We start from the raw sequence: 17,375 nt of genomic DNA on the forward strand, positions 1-17,375 counted from the left end.
GGACGGAGCGGCGGGTGGGGGGCGTCGCGGTGTCGCCCGGGTCGTCGGTCGTCGAGGGCCGCGCCGGCTCGGCGGGGACCGGCGGCTGGACCTGGGTCTCGGCGGTCCCGGCCGGCTCCGCGTCCGTGCCGGGGGCCGCGCCGTAGGCGGGCAGGATCATCGTCCCGGACTCCTCGCCCGGAGCCGGCGTCGCGTCGCGGCTCTCCCGGCGCTCCTCCGCCGCCGCCGTGCCGATGGCTCCGGTCGCCGCCGCCGTGCCGGTGGCCCCGGTCGCCGCCGCCACGCCGGTCGCCCCGGTCCCCGCCACGCCCGCCGCGCCCGCGTCGCCCGAGCCGGGCCCGGCCGCGGGCGCGACCGGCACCGCGTCCGCCTCCCCCGGCGCGCCGGCGGCGCCCGCCGCCGCGAGCGGCACCGCGGCCGTGCCGGGCGCCGGGACCACGTCGACCTTCCGCCCGCCCGAGGACCGCCCCGCGGTGCCCTCGGCGTCCTGCCGGGCCTCCGCGGCGTGCTCCTCGCGCTCGGCGATCACGTCCTGCCCCGGCCCCGCGAACGAGCCGGCGCGCTGCATCGCCTCGACGCTGCCGGTGAACAGCCGCGCGTCCAGCTGCCCGGTCTCGGGCGCCGGCTCCACCACCGCGTGCGCGCCGGTGCGCGGCCGGCGTGCCTGAGCGGCGGCGGGAGCCTCGACGCCCGGCAGCGGCGCGCCCTCGGTCGTCTCGACGCGGGTGCGCGGCAGGCCCTGGGGCGCGCTGCGCTGCAGGTACGACACCAGGCCCTCGCGCAGGTAGCACCGCAGGTCGAACAGCGTCGGGGCGTCGACCGCCGAGGCGAGCGCCCGCAGGCGGACGACGCCGTTGACCGCGTCGGTGACCTGGAGGATGCCGACGCGGTGGTCCCACAGGTCGGTGTCGGCGAGCAGCCGGTTGAGCTCGGCGCGCAGGTCGTCCACCGGCACCCGCCAGTCGACGTCCATCTCCACGGTGCCGAGCAGCTCGGCGGCGCGGCGGGTCCAGTTCTCGAACGGCGTCTGCGTGAAGTAGGTCGACGGCAGGATGAGCCGGCGGTCGTCCCAGATGTGCACGACGACGTAGGTGAGGGTGATCTCCTCGATCCGGCCCCACTCCTCCTCGACGATGACCACGTCGTCGACCCGGATGCCGTCCGTGAACGCGATCTGCAGACCCGCGAACACGTTCGCCAGCGAGCTCTGCGCCGCGAGGCCGGCGACGACGGACAGCAGCCCCGCGGACGCCAGGAGGCTCGCCCCGAACGCGGAGACGCCCGGGAAGGTCAGCAGCACCGCGGCCACCCCGACGATGACCAGCACCGCGACGGTGATCCGGCGGAGCAGCTGGACCTGGGTGCGCACCCGCCGGGCGTGCCGGTTGTCCTTGACGTCCACCCGGTACCGGGACAGCGCGAGGTCCTCGACCACGAACGCCAGGGTGCCGACGAGCCAGGTCGCGGCGGCGATCAGCGCGATGAGCAGCACGTGGCCGATCGCCCGCATCCAGGAGGTCTCCCAGTCGGCGTCGGACACGGAGATCGCGAGCGCCACCCACACGGCGATGACGATGAGGACGGCCCGCAGGGGGCGCTTGGACCGCCTGGCGAGGTCGGCGGCGAGGACGGACTTCTTGGCGACGGTCCGGACGACGGCGCCGATCAGGACCGCGACCAGGAGGGCCACGAGCACGGCGCCCGCCACCCAGAGCACCGGGACGAGGACGTCCCGGGCGGTGTCGACGGCTTCCTCGGTCGTCGCGGTCGTCGCGGCCGCCTGCGTTGCTGCACGGATCACGCGAGCCATCGAACACGCCCGCCCGGCGCGTCACCACCCGGGGCCGGGGGTTCCGCCGACCCTGCGCACGACCTGCACACCGCCGCCCGCCGGCCCGGTGCCGAGCGCTCCGGTCGCACGCCGCGTCGTCGCACGTCAGCATGGGCGGGGACGACCCGACGCCCCCTGGAGGACGCCCCGTGCCGACCAGCCGCAACCCCCGCGTGTGCGTGCTCGCCCCGACGCCGATCCTCACCGTGACGCTGGAGACCGGCTCGGACGACGCGTCCCCCGAGCTGCACGTGCACTCGGGCGGCCAGGGGCTGTGGGTGGCGCGGATGGCGTACTCGCTCGGCGCGGACGTCGTGGTGTGCGGGCCGTTCGGGGGCGAGACCGGCACCGTCCTGGGCCACCTCGCGGAGACGGAGAACCTGCGGGTGCGCCGGGTGTCGTACGCCGGCGGCAACGGGGCGTACCTGCACGACCGGCGGGACGGGGAGCGCAACGAGCTCGCGTTCATGCCGCCCGCGCGGCTGGACCGGCACGAGATCGACGACCTGTACGGCACCGTGCTGGTCGAGGCGCTGGACGCGGACGTGTGCGTGATCACCGGCGCGTACCCCTCGCCGCTGCTGCCGCCGTCGTTCTTCGGGCGGCTGATCGGCGACCTGCGGGCCGCGGGCGTGAAGACCGTCGCCGACCTGTCCGGCAGGGCGGCGGTGGAGGCCGCGAAGGCCGGCGTCGACGTGCTCAAGATGTCGCACGAGGAGCTGGTCGAGGCAGGTCTGGCCGAGGACGACTCGGTGGGCTCGCTGCGCGAGGGCGCGCGCCGGCTGCTGCGCGAGGACCCGGGCCTGCCGGAGGGCCACGGCGACGAGTTCCCGGACGACCCGATCGACGTCGACGCCGAGGCGCCCGGCCGGGTCGGCGCCATGATGGTGTCGCGGGCTGCCGAGCCGGCCCTGCTCGTGACGGCGTCCGGCGTGTCCGAGGTGGTGGCGCCGTCGGTGACCACCGTCGACCACCGCGGCGCCGGGGACTCGATGACGGCGGGCATGGCCGTCGGGGTCGGGCGCGGGCTGCGGCTCACCGAGGCCGCGCGGCTCGGCGCGGCCGCCGGCGCCCTGAACGTCACGCGCCGCGGCCTGGGCACCGGGCACCGCGAGCAGATCGAGCGGTTCGCCGAGCAGATCGTGGTGCGGGAGGTCGGCTGACGCCGGCCCGGACGACGGACGACGGACGACCCCGGCAGGCGCCGGAGCGAGGAGGAGCCACGATGCGGGTCCTGGTGACGAACGACGACGGGATCGAGTCCGAGGGGCTGGCGGTGCTGGTCCGCGCGGCGCTCGACGCGGGCGCGGACGAGGTGGTGGTCGCGGCGCCCGCGCGGGACTCGTCCGGCGCCAGCGCGTCCCTGCTCGGCGCCGAGCAGGACGGCCGGCTGGTGGTCGACCGGCGGGACGCACCGGGTCTGCCGGCGGGCGTCGACTCGTTCGCCGTGCGGGCGGCGCCGGGGCTGATCGCGTTCGTCGCGGCGCACGGCGGGTTCGGCCCGAAGCCGGACCTGGTGCTCTCCGGGGTGAACCGCGGCGCCAACACCGGCCACGCCGTGCTGCACTCCGGGACGGTGGGCGCCGCGCTGTCGGCGGCCACGCACGGCATCCGGGGGCTCGCGGTGTCGCTCGCGGACGCCCGGCCGCAGCACTGGGCGACCGCCGAGGCCTACACCGCCCACGTGCTCGGCTGGATGCTCGACCGGCCGCAGCTGCCGGACCGGGTGGTGAACCTCAACGTGCCGGACCGGCCGCTGGCCGAGGTGCGCGGGTTGCGCCGGGCCCCGCTCGCGGCGTTCGGCGCGGTGCAGGCGCGGGTGCACGAGGTCGAGCACGGCAACCTGATGCTCACGTACTCCGAGCACCAGGTGTCCCAGGAGCCCGACACCGACGCCGGCCTGCTGCTGCGCGGCTGGGCGACCGTGACGCTGCTGCACGCGCCCGCCTTCGAGGCCGACGCCGCGCTGCCCGAGCTGCACGCCCCGCTGGGCGCGGCCGAGGGCTGACCCGGCTCAGGTCGTGAGCGCGATGGCGATCAGCAGCATCGTCACCAGGAACCCGACGACCAGGTTCAGCCACAGGAACGTCCGCCACCCGGCGTTCGCCCGCTCGCAGTCCTCGTCGCGGACGGACCAGAACCGCGCGGTGCTCGCCGCGTACACGAGCGGCAGCACCGCCGCGATGCGGCCCGGCCACGGCAGCACCAGCAGCACGGCGGCGGCCAGCACGTAGGCGACGGTCGCGAGCACCACGGTCACGTGCGCGCCGAGCACGGTCGCGACCGACCCGATCCCGCCCTCGCGGTCCGCCCGGACGTCCTGCACCGCGCCGAACGCGTGCGACGCCATCCCCCACAGCACGAACGCCACGAGCACGGGCCACACCGACCGCGAGCCGAGGTCCGCCCCGACCAGCACGAGCGCGTAGAGCAGCGGCCCGACGAAGTGCATCGCGGACGTCGCCGAGTCGAGGACCGGGCGCTCCTTGAACCGCAGCACCGGCGCCGAGTAGGCGACGACGAGGAAGACGACGACCAGCAGCGTGACCCCGGCCGCGGCCGACCCGACGGCGAGCAGGTAGACGAGGAACGGCAGCACCGACAGCGCGCTCGCCCACAGGATCCGGCGGTGGACGACCCGCGCGACCGCCGGGTCGGCGAGCGCCCCCTCGATGCCGCCCTTGCGGGGGTTCCGCAGGTCGGACGCGTAGTCGAACACGTCGTTCACGCCGTACATCAGCAGGTTGTAGGGGATCAGGAAGAACAGCGTCCCGATCACGAACGTCAGGTCGACCCGGCCCTCGGTCGCCAGCAGGTAGCCGGCGGCGAACGGGTAGGCGGTGTTGATCCACGAGAACGGCCGCGAGGCCGCGAGCACCTGCCTCACGCGCCGCCCTCCGGGGTTCCGGCGGCCGGGGCGGCCGCGCCGCGCACGACCGCCCGCCGCTCGAGCACGGTCCACAGCACCGGCATCGCCAGGGCGGCGACGACGGCGTAGAAGAAGTCCTCCAGCGGAGCCCCCCACAGGTAGACGCCGAGGATCTTGTCCTCGTCGAAGACGTACAGGTCGGCGGCGATCATCAGGGTGTCGAACACCATGGTGAGCACGCACAGCACCAGCGCCCCGCCGACGAGCGGGCCGGGCCGCATCCGGCGCAGCACCCGCCAGGACGCGGCGACGACCGCGGCCAGCACGAGGACGTTGAGCACGATGTTGGTCACCGGGCCGCCTCCCCGGCCGGGCCCGCGGCGTGCGCGCGCCGCGCGGCCAGCGCCCGGTCGATGCCGCGCCAGGCGAGCAGCGCGTTGTAGCAGAGCAGGGTGAGGAACACCGCCTCCTCGACCGGGAGGTCGGGCGCCAGCAGCAGGCCGGTCATGTGCGGGCTCTCGCCGCGGGCGAAGATGCCGAGCAGCAGCCCGGCGACGTCCCAGAGCAGGAAGCCGACGACACCGGTCCCCACGCAGAGCGCGGCGCGGCGCGGGGCGTCCCAGAACGCCAGGCGCCACCGGCGGTCGACCAGGGCGAGGCCGCCCAGCGCGAGCAGGAGCGCGCCGAGGTAGGCGAACCGGATCACCGCGCCCCCGCCGGGAGGGCGTCGCCGTCGGGCAGGGCGCCCGTGGGTCCGGCGGCGTCGGGCTCGCCGGCCGGCGGGCGCGCCGGGCGCGCGGCCCCGCCGCGGCCGGTGCCACCCGTCCCGCCGTGCTCGGTCCACGCCCCGCGCCGCCGCGCGGCGTCGAGGTACCCGCGGCGCAGCGGCGCCGGCAGCGGGCTCGGCGAGGTCTCGCCGAGCAGGCGCTTCGCGACGAGCTCCGCGCTGATCAGGCACATCGGCAGCCCGACGCCCGGCACGGTGCCGCCGCCGACGTGCAGCAGGTTCGGCACCCGCGGCGACCGGTCCCCGGGCCGGAACATCGCGCTCTGCCGCAGCGTGTGCTCCATGCCGAGCGCGGTGCCGCGCCAGGCGGAGAAGTCCCGCGCGAAGTCGGCCGGACCGACGACCTTCCGGGTGACGACCCGGGCGCGCAGGTCCGGCACGCCCGCCCAGCGCCCGACCTGGTCGAGGTACCGGTCCGCGTACGAGTCGAGCTCGGCGACCCCGGCCGGGCCGGCCCCGATGGACGCGTCGGCCGGGAACGGCACGAGCACGAAGAGGTTCTCGTGGCCCTCCGGCGCCGCCGACGGGTCGGTGGCCGTGGTGCGCGAGACGTACAGCGACGCGGAGTCCGGGACGCGGAGGTCCTCCGGGCGCGAGGACCGCCCGGGGCCCAGGATCGCGTCGAAGTTGCCGGGCCAGTCGCGGGTGAAGAACAGCGAGTGGTGCGCCAGCTCCGGCAGCGAGCCGCGCACACCGGCCATGACGAGCAGCGCCGAGATGCCCGGACCCCGGTTCTCCCACCACGGCTCGGGCAGCGTGCGGTGCTCCGGCGCCAGCAGCGCGGTCTCGGTGTGGAACAGGTCGGCGCCGGACACCACGACGTCGGCGGGGACGACCTCGCCGGACGCGAGCCGCACGCCGCGCGCCACGCCCGTGCGCCGCGGGTGGCGCGCCGAGCGCGCCGCGCCGTCGACCTCCACGGCGACCACGTCGGCGCCGGTCCGGATCGTGACGCCCTCCGCCACGGCCAGCCGCTCGACCGCCTCGATGATCGTGTACATCCCGCCGCGCGGGTACCGGACGCCGTCCACCAGGTCGAGGTGGCTCATCAGCGAGTACAGCGCGGGCACCCGGTACGGCGACGACCCGAGGAACACCGCGTGGTAGCCCAGCACCTGCCGCAGCACCGGGTGGTCGGTCGTCTCGGCGACCTTGTCGGCGAGCGTCCGGGTCAGCAGCGACGCCAGGGTGCCCGAGCGCCGCGCCACGTCTCCCGTGATCGCCCGGTCGGGCCGCTCGAACGTCGTGTACAGGAAGTGGTCGAGCGCCGTGCGGTACGCGTCGGTCGACGCGGCGGTGTACCGGCGGAACGCCTCGCCCGCGCCGGGCTCCATCGCCTCGAACGTCGCCCAGTTCGTCTCGGGGTCGCCCACCACGTCGAACGGCTCGGCCGGCGCCCCGGGCCCGCGCGCCGGGTCGGGCTCCGGGAACAGCCGGTACGCCGGGTCGAGCCGCACCAGGTCCACGTGGTCCTCGACCCGCTCGCCGAGCAGCGCGAAGAAGTGGTCGAACACCTCGGGCATGAAGTACCAGGACGGCCCGGTGTCGAACCGGAACCCGTCGGCCTCCCAGGTGCCGGTGCGGCCGCCGACCCGGTCGTGCCGCTCCAGCAGCGTGACGTCCGCGCCGCCCCGGGCGAGCAGGGCCGCGGTCGCGAGGCCGCCGATCCCACCGCCGACCACGACCACCCGACCCGTCACGCCGCACCTCCGTCGTCTCGTCCGTCCCGGGCGCCCGCGCCCGCGCTCCCCCGCGTCAGCACCGCGTCCGCGGCCTCGCCCGCCAGCGTCCGCGCCAGCACGACGAGCTTCCGGGGCGTGCCCACCCGGACCCGGGTGGCCAGCACCCGCTCCGGCGGCGTCGCGGCGAGGTCGGCGAGCAGCGTGTCGTACAGCGCCAGGGTCGCCGCGACGGCCGCGCGCGCCCGGCGGGGCAGCCGCGGCAGCGCCGCCCGGGCGCGGGCCAGGTCGTCCCCGATCTCCCCGAGGATCGCCGCCAGCTGCGCGTCGGTCGGCCCGTCGGGCCCCACGCCCGGGAAGTACAGCCGACCCAGCTCGCCGGCGTCGGCCCCCAGGTCGCGCAGGAAGTTGATCTTCTGGAACGCGGCGCCCAGCGCCCGCGCGCCGTCGACGGTCGCGGCGTCCGGGCGGCGCACCGGCTCGCCCGGGGAGCGGTCGGCGTTGAGGAACACCTGCAGGCACATCAGCCCGACGACCTCGGCCGAGCCGTAGACGTACCGGAGGTAGGACTCGCGGTCGTGCACCCGGACGGTGAGGTCGGCCCGCATCGACGCGAAGAACGGGTCGACCTCGGCCGGCCCGATCCCGGTGCGGCGGGCGGTGCGGGCGAACGCGTGCACGACGAGGTTCGTCGAGTAGCCCGACGCCATCGCGCGGGACGTCTGCGCCTCGAGCTCGTCGAGGAGGGCCGCCGCGTCGTCCCCGCCGCGGGTGTCCACCACCTCGTCGGCGATCCGCACGAGCGCGTAGACGGCCTCGATGTCGCGGCGGGCGCGCGCGCCGAGCAGCCGGGTGCCCAGGCCGAACGACGTCGAGTAGCCGGCGAGGACGGCGCGGCTCGCGCGGGCGGCGGTGCGGTCGTACAGCGCCGCCGACGCGACCCGCACGGGCGGGCGCGTGGCGGTCACGCCGTCGCCCCGGCGACCGCGTCGAGCAGGTCGGTGAGGTAGCGGGCCAGCGGCTCGGGCAGCCCCTCGACCGCCGTGGTCCGCGCGGTGCGCACCGCGTCCGCGCGCACCAGCCGCGCCTCGTGGAGCGCCCCGGAGGCGGCGATGACCTCGCGCACCCGGGCGGCGTCCGCCTCGGTCAGGTCCGGGCGTCCCACGGCGGCGTCCAGCACCGACCGGTGCCCGGCGTCGGCCCGCAGGTACGCGAGCCGGAGCAGCTCGGTCCGCTTGCCCTCGCGCAGGTCCGACAGCACGGACTTCCCCGTGACCCGCGGGTCCCCGAACACCCCGAGCTCGTCGTCGAGCAGCTGGAAGGCGACGCCGAACGCGGTGCCGAACCGGTCGAGCACGCCCAGCACGCCGTCGTCCGCGCCGGCGAGCACCGCGCCCGCGCCGAGCGGGCCGCAGCAGGAGTACACGGCTGTCTTGAGCTCGGCGACGCGCAGCGCGTCCACGGCCGTGGGGCCGTGCAGGGCGCCGGTGACGTCCAGCAGCTCCCCCGCGACGGTGGTGTCGACCGCGCGGGCCAGCGACCGGACCACGCGCAGCGCGACCTCCGGCGGCACGGGCGCCGAGGCGGCCAGGTCGAACGCGGCGGCGATCGCCAGGTCCCCGCCGAGCAGGCCGGCGGCCAGCACCGGGTCGTCCGCGGCGGGGCCGGTCACGCCGCGGGCCGCGAGCCGGCGGCGCGCCGTCCCGGTGACGTTCGGCCGGCCCCGGCGGGTGTCGTCGTGGTCGAGGACGTCGTCGTGCACCAGCATCGCGGTGTGCAGCATCTCCTGCGCCGCGGCGACGGGGGCGACGGCGGCCAGGTCGGTGCCGCCCAGGCCGAGGTACGCGGCGACCGTCAGCCGCGGGCGCATCAACCGGCCGCCGCCGAGCTGGTCGCCGACCGCCCGCCACAGCGCGGCGTGCTCGACGGCGAGCTCCCGCGCACGGGCCCGGCGGGCGGCCACGTCGTCGACGAGGAGCAGCCGGACGGCGGCGAGGCCGTCCTCGACCCGCGAGGCGAGGTCCGGGGCGCGGCCCTCGGGGGCGTGCGCGCGGGTGCGCGCGCGGGGCGCCGGGGCGTCGGCCACCAGACCGCCGCCCGCGTCCGCTCGGGTGCGGGCACTGCGCACGCGTCCTCCCCTGGGCTCGAGTAGATGCTCAGCATACTGAGCACCTGGCGCGTCGCCACCGGGACGCCGGCCACGCCGCCGACCTCGCCGCCGGACCGTCGACCCCGAGCCGCGCGCCCGCCTGCTGTGCACTCTGCCTCATCGCGCGCGCGAGCGCACCACCCCCGGGCGCCTCGCCGCCCCGGAGCCCCGGCGGGCGGGCAGCACCGCCAGGAGCACCAGGGCCCCGGCACCGACCGTCAGCACCGTCCCCGAGGCCCCGGTCACCAGCCGACCGGCGCGCGGCACGTGCACCGCTGCCCGGCGCGTCCGGTCCGGCAGCGCGTACTCCTCCGGGTCGTCCGCGGCGTTCGCGTCCCCGCGCAGCGTCGCCAGCACGCGCCCGTCGGCCGAGGGCCGCAGCCGGGCGACCCGGTGCGTCACCGGTGTCGCGCTCCCGGGCAGCGGCACGGTGACCACGTCGCCCACACGGACCGCCTCGGCCGGGACCGGGCGGGTCAGCACCAGCGTGCCGGCGGGCATGCCGGGTGCCATCGACCCGGACAGGAGCACGACGGGCCGCCACCCGGCGAGCAGCAGCGCGACGACCGTCGCGGCGCACAGGACGCCCGCCACGGCGGCGACGTCGACCACCCGCCGGGCGACACGTTCGACGACGGCCCCGGCGTCCCCCCGGCGACCGGCGCGGACGCGGCGGGCGTCCGGGCGCGCCGCCTTGCGCGCCCTGCGCGGCCGCCCGTGCAGCGGGCGTGGCCTCACGGCGGGGCGTCTGCGCCGGTCGACGCGGGCCACCCCGCGATCGGCACCTCGATCCGGAACGCGGTGCGCGGCGTCGTCGTGCCGTCGCCGAGCTGGCCGTGCTCGTTGCTGCCGGCCGCGGCGAACGTCCCCGAGCCGGCCTCGTACAGGGCGTGCGTCCCGCCGCCCGCGACCGCCGCCGCCGTCGACCCCGCCGCCAGCTCCACCGGCTGCGGCGTGACGTACGCGCCGCCGGACACCCCGAGCCCCAGCTGGCCGCTGACGTTCGAGCCCCAGGCCCACAGCCGACCCGCGGTGTCCCACGCCCACTGACCGGGCTCGCCGGCGACCGGCGACGACACGACCGCCCCCGCGACCCCGACCAGGCCGGCGACGGGCTCCGTCTCCCACGCCGTCGTCGTCAGCAGCCGCCCGGACGCCGTCCACAGGAGCGTCCTGCGGGCGCCCGCCGACACGCCGACCACCGGGTCGTCGTCCGGCAGGCCGGCGACGGTGCCGCCGGCCGTCCCGCCGACGTCGTCACCCCACGCCACCACGCCGTCGAGCGCCACGGCCACGCCGTGGAACCGCCCCGCGGACGCCGCGACCACGGTGCGCGCGTCCAGCCCCTGGGCGGTGACCCGCGCCGGCGGGTCCCGGTCGGTCGACGACGGCCGGCCCAGCCGGTTCCCGGCGACGCCCCAGGAGTAGAGCGCGCCACCGGACGTCCAGGCCAGGTAGAAGTACCCCCCGGCGTCCACCCCGACCACCTCGTCGTCCAGGTCGTCGAAGAACGTCGCCCGCTGCGGCACCGGGGAGTTGATCCAGATGTCGGGGTTCCCCCAGGTCCACACACCCCCGTCGTCGGTGAGCGCGACGCCCAGGTCGACGCCGGCCGACGCCTGCACGACGCGCAACCCGTCCGGCAGCCGCACGGGGGTCGGTCGGGACTCCGCCCCGACGCCGGACCCGGTGCCGAGCTGACCCACGTCGTTGCTGCCCCAGGCGAACAGGCGCCCGTCCGCGTCCCAGCCGAGCGACCAGGCGTCGCCCGCTCCGATCCCGCCGCGGAAGAGGAGCGGCTCGGCCTCGACGGAACCCAGGGCGGTGCGGACGGCGCCGCGGTCGGCCAGCAGCGCCGTCGAGGGACGCGCCGCCGGGGCGGCGAGCAGGACCGCCAAGGCAGCGCAGCACGCGCCCACCACGCGCAGGATCCCCCGGCCGGTCACTCCACCACCCACCGGGACCTCCCCCGCACCGCGCGGCGCAGCAGCAGCACGCCTGCGGCGACGAGCAGGACGACGGCGCACGCGAGCACGCCGACCTCGCCGCCGGTCGCCCCGAGCACGCCGGGCCCGGCGTCGGCGGCCCCGGCCGACCCGCCCGCCCCGCCACCTGCGCCGCCGGCTCCCGCGGACGGGCACCTCCCGCCCGGCAGCGCCGTCGCCACCCAGTCGAGGGTCGACGTGCCGGCGGCGCCCTGCAGCTCGTCGCCCGCGTCGGCGGGGAGCACGACCTCGACGCGCAGGTCGAGCGTCGACCCCGCCCCGACGACGGGCCGGCCGTCGCAGGCGGCACCGTCGGAGTCCCAGGCGTAGCCGACGCCGAGCGGCGTGCAGCCCCCGAACAGCGCGCCGTCCTCGCGCCGGGTCCACGCGAGCAGGACGGGCACCCCGGAGTCGTTGCGGACCGTCACCTCGCGCACGACGGCCTCGCCCGGCACCAGCCCGGTCACGTCGAGCTCCGCCGGGTCGACGACCACCGACCCGGGCGCGGTCACGGCGTGGCCTGGGCCGCGGTGAAGGGCAGGTCCACCTGCACCGTCTGCCCCGCGACGCCGACGCCGGCGGTCGCGTCCACGGTCACCACGAACGTGAGGGCGAGCCCGGTCGCCGTCGTGCCGCCGGGGCCGAGCTCGAGGCCGGTGAACGCCGCGGCGGTCAGCGGCCCGTCGTAGAGCGTGCCCGCGGTCGCCTCGCTGATCCGGACGGACATCACCTCCTGCAGCGGCTCGTCGCCCGGCTCCTCGTTGACCAGCACAGGGGCGCCGAGCGCCAGCGTCGCGGGCACCGACCCCGAGTTGTAGACGACCAGCTCGCGGGTGACCGGGACGCCGGGAGCGAGCGCGTCCCCGCCGTCGAAGGTCACGACGTACGGCGCGGGGGCGCCGTCGGCGTCCGCGTCGAACCGCAGGTCGAGGGTGCCCGCCGTGAACGTGGTGCGGACGGTGCCGCTGTCGGAGAACAGCGCGTACGAGCCGACCGCGGCCATGACCGCGACGACCCCCGCCGCCGCCAGGACCCGCGCCCGTCCCGTCACTCCCCCGCTGCGGCCTGCGCCGCGCTCTTCGTGGACCATCGTCGCTCCTCGGGCTCCTGCGGCTGAGTGTGCTGATGCCACCGAAAGTAGGCGGCCCGGCCACCCCTCAACGCAGGATGAGTACCTACGCGATCCACCAGAAACGATCGGAACCGATCACGAAGCACCACGACCGCCCGCGTGCGGCGCTAGGCTGGGGGCATGACGACGTGGCTGGTCACCGGAGGAGCGGGGTACATCGGGTCGCACGTGGTGCGGGCGTTCGGGCAGGTGGGGATGCCAGCGGTGGTCCTCGACGACCTGTCCTCGGGGCACCGGGAGTTCGTCCCCGCCGACGTGCCGTTCGTGCAGGGCTCGATCCTGGACGCGGACCTGGTCGCGGCGGCCCTGCGCGAGCACGCCGTCACCGGCGTCGTGCACCTGGCCGGGTTCAAGTACGCCGGCGTCTCCGTGCAGCGCCCCCTGCACACCTACGAGCAGAACGTCACCGGCACCGCCCGGCTCCTCGAGGCGATGGCCGCCGCGGACGTGCGGCGCATCGTGTTCTCGTCCAGCGCCGCCGTGTACGGCACCCCGGACGTCGACCTGGTCACCGAGGACACCCCGACCGCCCCCGAGTCGCCCTACGGCGAGTCGAAGCTGATCGGCGAGTGGCTGCTCCGCGACCAGGGCCGGGCCACCGACCTCGCGCACACCTCGCTGCGGTACTTCAACGTCGTCGGCTCGGGCACGCCGGAGCTGTCCGACACCAGCCCGCACAACCTGTTCCCGCTGGTGCTGGACGCGCTCGCCGCCGGCCGCACCCCCCGGATCAACGGCGACGACTACGACACCCCCGACGGCACCTGCGTCCGGGACTACGTGCACGTCGCCGACCTCGCCACCTCGCACGTCGCCGCGGCGCGCGCGCTGGACGAGGGCCGGTCGCTGCAGCGGGTCTACAACCTGGGCTCCGGCGACGGCGTCTCGGTGCGGGAGATCATGACCGCGATGGCCCAGGGCACCGGCATCGCGTTCGAGCCGGAGGTCGCCCCCCGGCGCCCCGGCGACCCCGCGCGCATCGTCGCGTCCGGGGAGGCGGCCGCCCGGGACCTCGACTGGGTCATGCGGCACACGCTGACGGAGATGGTCGCCAGCGCGTGGGAGGCGCGGCAGGCGCGCTGACCGCCGCTCACCGCCCCAGGCGGGACAACCCCTCGGCGAGCACGTCCTCGGACCCGGCGTAGATGCCCTCGGCGCGGGGCCAGTGCACGACCACGTCCGTGAACCCGAGGTCCGCCGCGCGCTCCACCCCCTCGACCAGGGTGTCGGCGGACTCCAGCGAGAACACCGGCGCGCCGTCGAGGCTCAGGTACAGGTCCGGGACCCGGCCGCCGGGCGCGAGCCGCCCGGCGATCTCGCGCAGCTGGCCCACCTGCTCGGCGACCCCGGCCCACCACGCCTCCTGCGCGGCGGCCGGGGTGGCCGGCTGCTCGTCCGGCGCGAGCACCGGGCCGTAGGTCGCCCAGCCCTGCCCGTACCGGGCGGCCAGCGCCATCGTCCGGGGGCCGGCCGCGGCGACCACGAACGGCGTGCGCGGCCGGGCGATCGTGCCCGGGTGCATCCGGGCGCCGTGCGCCTCGTAGAACGTGCCCTCGTGGTCGGTCACCGGGTGCGTGAGCAGCCGGTCCAGCACCTCGACGAACTCCTCGAACCGCCGGGTCCGCTCGCCGCGGGTCGGCGCGGGGCCGAGGACGCCCGCGTCGAACCCCTCGCCGCCCGCGCCGAGCCCGAGCAGGAACCGGCCGCCGGCGACGTCGTCCAGCCCCATGACGTCCTTGGCGAACGGCACCGGGTGCCGGAAGTTCGGCGACGCCACCCAGGTGCCCAGCCGGATCCGCTCGGTGACCGCGGCGGCCGCCGCGAGGAGCGGGACGGTGGCGAACCACGGCTCGTCGGCCAGCGACCGCCACGCGAGGTGGTCGTACGTCCACGCGTGGTCGAACCGGTACTCCTGCTCGGCCCGGAGCCAGGTGCGCCGGGCGTCCGCCCAGCGCTGCTGCGGCAGGATCACGACGCCGAGGCGCGGTCGGGTGGCGGCGGGGGTGGTGTCGGCGGCGGTCACGGACCCGAGCGTAACCACGCCGCGCGCGCCCCCTACAGGTGCAGCGGCGTCAGCTCCTCGTACGCCTCGACCGGCGCACCGGCGAGGCACAGCTCGATGATCTGCCGGCCCAGCGGGTCGAGGTCGTCGGTGAGGAACTGCTGCAGCTCGCTGGCGAAGAACCCCTGCAGCACCGCGGCCCCGGCGTCGTAGGCCTCCGGGCCGACGTGCGACTGGTACTCGGGCTGGAGGAGGGTCGGCCGGATCTGCTGCCCGTCGAGCTTCATCTCGGTCGGCCGGTAGCCGAACAGCGAGCAGCGGGCCGGGGCGAGCTGCTCCCGGCGGATCCGGCCGCCGCCGCGGCGGGCCAGGTACTCGCGGGTCAGCCACTCGGCGGAGAACCCCACCTGGTACGCCCCGATGTGCTGGTTGGGCGTGAGCACGTACCGGGTGCGGTCGTAGGTGACGAGCTGCCGCAGCAGCAGGTTCGCGGCGGCCACCTTGGTGCCCGTCGAGAACGGCCAGTACGACCCGACGCCCTCGGCCACCATCCCGCCGTGCGCGAGCGCCGCGGTGACGTCGGCGCTCTCGCCGATCGAGGGGTTCTTGTCGCCGCGCGGGGCGATGAGCCGCCAGATCCACGCCAGCGCGGGCGGCACGACGTGCATCACGCCCATGATCCCGTAGGTGGGCGCGTCGCGGGTGCACAGCGGCATCCGCACGCCGAAGGTGCGGACGTCCACCTGCTGCGGCTCGGCCACGACGTTCTTCACCGACGAGCGCGGGATGACGACCCGCGGGTTCGGGCACCGCCGCCCGGTGGAGTCGAGCGTGTGCTCCCAGGGCAGGGCCGTCGCGCCGGGGACGCCGTCGATCGACAGGAACACCAGCGGCTGCTCCGGCTCGATGATCGCGCGCTCCAGGGCGGCGTCCTCGCCGTACGACGTGAGGTTGTCGACCCGGACGAACCAGCCGGCCTCGGCGTCGGACACCGTCAGCCGGCCGTCGCCGACCTGGACCGACGGGTGGCAGAGCGTCATGTCGTCGGTGACCGGGGCCAGCGCCGACGTCTCCCCGAGGGTCAGGTGGTACGGCTCGTCCCGCACCAGGTTCGTCCCGACGAGGATCCGGCCGTCGTCCTCGCGCCGGATCTCCTGGCACATCTCGGACTTGCCGCCGCCCGAGGCGCCCTCGTGCATGATCACGGTCTCGTTCTCGTACGGCGTGGTCACGCGGACCGAGGAGGCGTGCGCCGTGAGCCAGCCCTCCTGCTCACCGATGTCGAGCAGCACCGAGAACACGCCCTTCTTGGCGCTCGGGCCGGGGTACAGGTTGTACGCCCAGACCTCGTGCAGCCGCTCGGAGCGGTCGTGCACCACGACCTGCCGGCCGCCGAACCGGGTGTGCCGGAACGGCGGGGCGACGTAGAGGATCGAGCGGGGGTCGAACGGGCCGAGCTCGTCGAACGTCACCCAGCCCTGCAGGTCGACGAGCGTGAGCGCGAAGAACGCGGCGTTCGCCGGGCAGATCGCCAGCGACGGGTAGCCGACCGCGGGCCCGCCGGCCCGGAACGGCACGACCACCAGCTCCTGCGTCGCGAGCCAGGCCAGCGTCTCCGCGCGGACCGGGTCGAACTTCTCGCCGTAGACGTCCCGGTACCGGGGCTTGTCCGTCGGCAGACCGTCCGCGATCCGCATGCAGTCGGGATCCCGGCGGCGCATGTAGTCCTCGGGGTAGTTCACCGCGAGGCCGTTGCGGCACCGCGCGACGTCGGCCTCCCGGTACGGCGCTCCGTCGACGTCGTACTCGACCGCGAAGGTCGGGCCGCCGTCCGGGCCCAGCGCGAGCTCGTACAGCTCCGCCCGCGAGCGCGGCACGATCACGCGCGGGCTCGCGTCGAGCACGGCGCGGACGTCCCGCGCGAGGTGGACGCAGGACAGGTCGAGGGTCAGGTCCGCGGTCATGTGGGGGCTCCCTACGCGTCGAGGCCTCGGGGCGCCGCGGGGGCGTCACCCGGGGCGCGCCGCGGCACCAGGGCGGTGGTGCGGGCGCGCTTGACCGGGACATTACGAGCGCGCGGGTCGGCGCAGACGGGACCTTGGCCCCCTACCTAGGCGGCGCGGGGCGGCGCGGGACGGGCGTCGATCAGGCCCAGCCGAGCTCGTGCAGCCGCTCGTCGTCGATGCCGAAGTGGTGCGCGATCTCGTGCACCACCGTCACGGCGACCTCCTCGGCCACCTCCTCGCGGTCCGCGCAGATCGCCAGGGTCGGCCGGCGGAAGATCGTGATCCGGTCCGGCAGCGACCCGGCGGCCCAGAACTCGCCGCGCTCGGTCAGCGGCACGCCCTCGTACAGCCCGAGCAGGTCGGGGTCGTCCGCCGGGGCGTCGTCCTCCACCAGCACGACCACGTTGTCCATCCGGGCGGCCAGCTCCTCCGGGATGCGGTCCAGCCCGTCCCGGACGGCGTCCTCGAAGTCCTCGCGCGACATGTCGATCACCGGCTCATCCTCGCCGATTTGGAGGATCCGCAGACGTACCCGTAGAGTCTTCCTCGGTCTGAAGACGCCTCGACGTCAGGGGCGCAAGCCCCCATCGTCTAGCGGCCCAGGACCCCGCCCTTTCACGGCGGTAGCACGGGTTCGAATCCCGTTGGGGGTACGAGCCTCGTGCATGTGGAAGAATAGGTCTCACAACGAGGCCCCGTAGCGCAGTTGGTTAGCGCGCCGCCCTGTCACGGCGGAGGTCGCGGGTTCAAGTCCCGTCGGGGTCGCTCGATCACACCGGTCCACTGGGCCGGTGTCGTCGTATCAAGGCTCTGTAGCTCAGTTGGTAGAGCGTTCGACTGAAAATCGAAAGGTCACCGGATCGACGCCGGTCGGAGCCACCGAGGAAGCCCCGCATCGCCCCAGGCGAGGCGGGGCTTCGTCGTTCCCCGGGGCG

The 17,375-nt window shown here is 76.3% G+C and carries 17 protein-coding genes and 3 tRNA genes; 6 read left to right on the forward strand and 14 right to left on the reverse strand.

Annotated elements, in window-relative coordinates:
- Positions 1–1,801 (reverse strand): mechanosensitive ion channel family protein (locus tag MHY85_RS09315; RefSeq protein WP_239195781.1); only part of this gene is annotated, 1,801 nt, incomplete at its 3' end.
- 179 nt (positions 1,802–1,980) lie between these two features.
- Here MHY85_RS09315 and MHY85_RS09320 point away from each other — a divergent pair.
- Positions 1,981–2,994 carry a PfkB family carbohydrate kinase gene (locus tag MHY85_RS09320; protein WP_239195782.1) on the forward strand — a complete coding sequence of 338 codons (1,014 nt, stop codon included), beginning with the start codon at positions 1,981–1,983 and terminating at the stop codon, positions 2,992–2,994.
- A 62-nt stretch (positions 2,995–3,056) separates the two neighbouring features.
- Positions 3,057–3,839 (forward strand): 5'/3'-nucleotidase SurE, encoded by a 783-nt coding sequence (surE, locus tag MHY85_RS09325; protein WP_239195783.1) that lies wholly within the window; start codon positions 3,057–3,059, stop codon positions 3,837–3,839.
- A gap of 6 nt (positions 3,840–3,845) precedes the next feature.
- Here the strand turns inward: surE and MHY85_RS09330 are convergent, their stop codons facing one another.
- From MHY85_RS09330 to MHY85_RS09375, 10 genes are all read right to left on the reverse strand, one after another.
- A complete protein-coding gene (locus tag MHY85_RS09330) occupies positions 3,846–4,718 on the reverse strand; it encodes a prenyltransferase (RefSeq protein ID WP_239195784.1) in 873 nt (290 codons plus the stop codon).
- Entirely contained in the window at positions 4,715–5,053 is a 339-nt protein-coding gene (locus MHY85_RS09335) for a lycopene cyclase domain-containing protein (protein WP_239195786.1), read from the reverse strand. The genes MHY85_RS09330 and MHY85_RS09335 overlap by 4 nt, the downstream gene beginning before the upstream one ends.
- Entirely contained in the window at positions 5,050–5,406 is a 357-nt protein-coding gene (locus MHY85_RS09340) for a lycopene cyclase domain-containing protein (protein WP_308191349.1), read from the reverse strand. The genes MHY85_RS09335 and MHY85_RS09340 overlap by 4 nt, the downstream gene beginning before the upstream one ends.
- Positions 5,403–7,187 carry a phytoene desaturase family protein gene (gene crtI, locus MHY85_RS09345; RefSeq protein ID WP_239195787.1) on the reverse strand — a complete coding sequence of 595 codons (1,785 nt, stop codon included), beginning with the start codon at positions 7,185–7,187 and terminating at the stop codon, positions 5,403–5,405. Before crtI ends, MHY85_RS09340 begins: the two co-directional genes overlap by 4 nt.
- The gene (locus MHY85_RS09350) at positions 7,184–8,134 is read right to left on the reverse strand and encodes a squalene/phytoene synthase family protein (RefSeq protein ID WP_239195788.1); all 951 of its coding nucleotides are present in this window, start codon (positions 8,132–8,134) and stop codon (positions 7,184–7,186) included. The genes crtI and MHY85_RS09350 overlap by 4 nt, the downstream gene beginning before the upstream one ends.
- On the reverse strand, positions 8,131–9,294 hold the full coding sequence (locus tag MHY85_RS09355; RefSeq protein ID WP_239195789.1) for a polyprenyl synthetase family protein: 1,164 nt from the start codon (positions 9,292–9,294) through the stop codon (positions 8,131–8,133). The genes MHY85_RS09350 and MHY85_RS09355 overlap by 4 nt, the downstream gene beginning before the upstream one ends.
- Before the next feature lie 138 nt (positions 9,295–9,432).
- On the reverse strand, positions 9,433–10,053 hold the full coding sequence (locus MHY85_RS09360; RefSeq protein WP_239195790.1) for a signal peptidase I: 621 nt from the start codon (positions 10,051–10,053) through the stop codon (positions 9,433–9,435).
- The gene (locus MHY85_RS09365; RefSeq protein WP_239195791.1) at positions 10,050–11,261 is read right to left on the reverse strand and encodes a hypothetical protein; all 1,212 of its coding nucleotides are present in this window, start codon (positions 11,259–11,261) and stop codon (positions 10,050–10,052) included. The genes MHY85_RS09360 and MHY85_RS09365 overlap by 4 nt, the downstream gene beginning before the upstream one ends.
- Positions 11,258–11,812, reverse strand: coding sequence for a hypothetical protein (locus tag MHY85_RS09370; protein ID WP_239195792.1), 555 nt, complete (start codon positions 11,810–11,812; stop codon positions 11,258–11,260). Before MHY85_RS09370 ends, MHY85_RS09365 begins: the two co-directional genes overlap by 4 nt.
- On the reverse strand, positions 11,809–12,390 hold the full coding sequence (locus MHY85_RS09375; RefSeq protein WP_239195793.1) for a TasA family protein: 582 nt from the start codon (positions 12,388–12,390) through the stop codon (positions 11,809–11,811). Before MHY85_RS09375 ends, MHY85_RS09370 begins: the two co-directional genes overlap by 4 nt.
- Positions 12,391–12,552: 162 nt before the next feature.
- Between MHY85_RS09375 and galE the strand changes: the two genes are divergently transcribed.
- Complete coding sequence (galE, locus tag MHY85_RS09380) at positions 12,553–13,515, forward strand: UDP-glucose 4-epimerase GalE (protein ID WP_239195794.1); 963 nt, start codon at positions 12,553–12,555, stop codon at positions 13,513–13,515.
- Positions 13,516–13,522: 7 nt separating this feature from the next.
- On the opposite strand, the gene MHY85_RS09385 is transcribed toward galE, so the two are convergent.
- From MHY85_RS09385 to MHY85_RS09395, 3 genes are all read right to left on the reverse strand, one after another.
- Positions 13,523–14,455, reverse strand: a complete 933-nt coding sequence (locus tag MHY85_RS09385) for an LLM class flavin-dependent oxidoreductase (protein WP_239195796.1) — start codon at positions 14,453–14,455, stop codon at positions 13,523–13,525.
- Between the two features lie 32 nt (positions 14,456–14,487).
- Positions 14,488–16,398 (reverse strand): DUF4914 family protein, encoded by a 1,911-nt coding sequence (locus MHY85_RS09390; protein ID WP_239195798.1) that lies wholly within the window; start codon positions 16,396–16,398, stop codon positions 14,488–14,490.
- A gap of 181 nt (positions 16,399–16,579) precedes the next feature.
- Entirely contained in the window at positions 16,580–16,924 is a 345-nt protein-coding gene (locus tag MHY85_RS09395) for a metallopeptidase family protein (protein WP_154730356.1), read from the reverse strand.
- Positions 16,925–17,020: 96 nt separating this feature from the next.
- On the opposite strand from MHY85_RS09395, the gene MHY85_RS09400 reads away from it, so the two are divergent.
- From MHY85_RS09400 to MHY85_RS09410, 3 genes are all read left to right on the forward strand, one after another.
- Positions 17,021–17,093: transfer RNA gene (locus tag MHY85_RS09400), tRNA-Glu, on the forward strand.
- Positions 17,094–17,131: 38 nt separating this feature from the next.
- Positions 17,132–17,205: transfer RNA gene (locus MHY85_RS09405), tRNA-Asp, on the forward strand.
- A gap of 41 nt (positions 17,206–17,246) precedes the next feature.
- Positions 17,247–17,319, forward strand: a tRNA-Phe gene (locus tag MHY85_RS09410).
- Positions 17,320–17,375 lie beyond the last annotated feature (56 nt).

Source organism: Cellulomonas sp. ACRRI (assembly GCF_022346185.1).
Lineage (GTDB): Bacteria > Actinomycetota > Actinomycetes > Actinomycetales > Cellulomonadaceae > Cellulomonas.

What these genes read in the sequence shown, in the direction of transcription:
- surE (WP_239195783.1), top strand. Translation starts at nt 3,057, where the DNA reads ATGCGGGTCCTGGTGACGAACGACGACGGGATCGAGTCCGAGGGGCTG.
- MHY85_RS09375 (WP_239195793.1), bottom strand. Translation starts at nt 12,390, where the DNA reads ATGGTCCACGAAGAGCGCGGCGCAGGCCGCAGCGGGGGAGTGACGGGA.
- galE (WP_239195794.1), top strand. Translation starts at nt 12,553, where the DNA reads ATGACGACGTGGCTGGTCACCGGAGGAGCGGGGTACATCGGGTCGCAC.
- MHY85_RS09390 (WP_239195798.1), bottom strand. Translation starts at nt 16,398, where the DNA reads ATGACCGCGGACCTGACCCTCGACCTGTCCTGCGTCCACCTCGCGCGG.
- MHY85_RS09395 (WP_154730356.1), bottom strand. Translation starts at nt 16,924, where the DNA reads ATGTCGCGCGAGGACTTCGAGGACGCCGTCCGGGACGGGCTGGACCGC.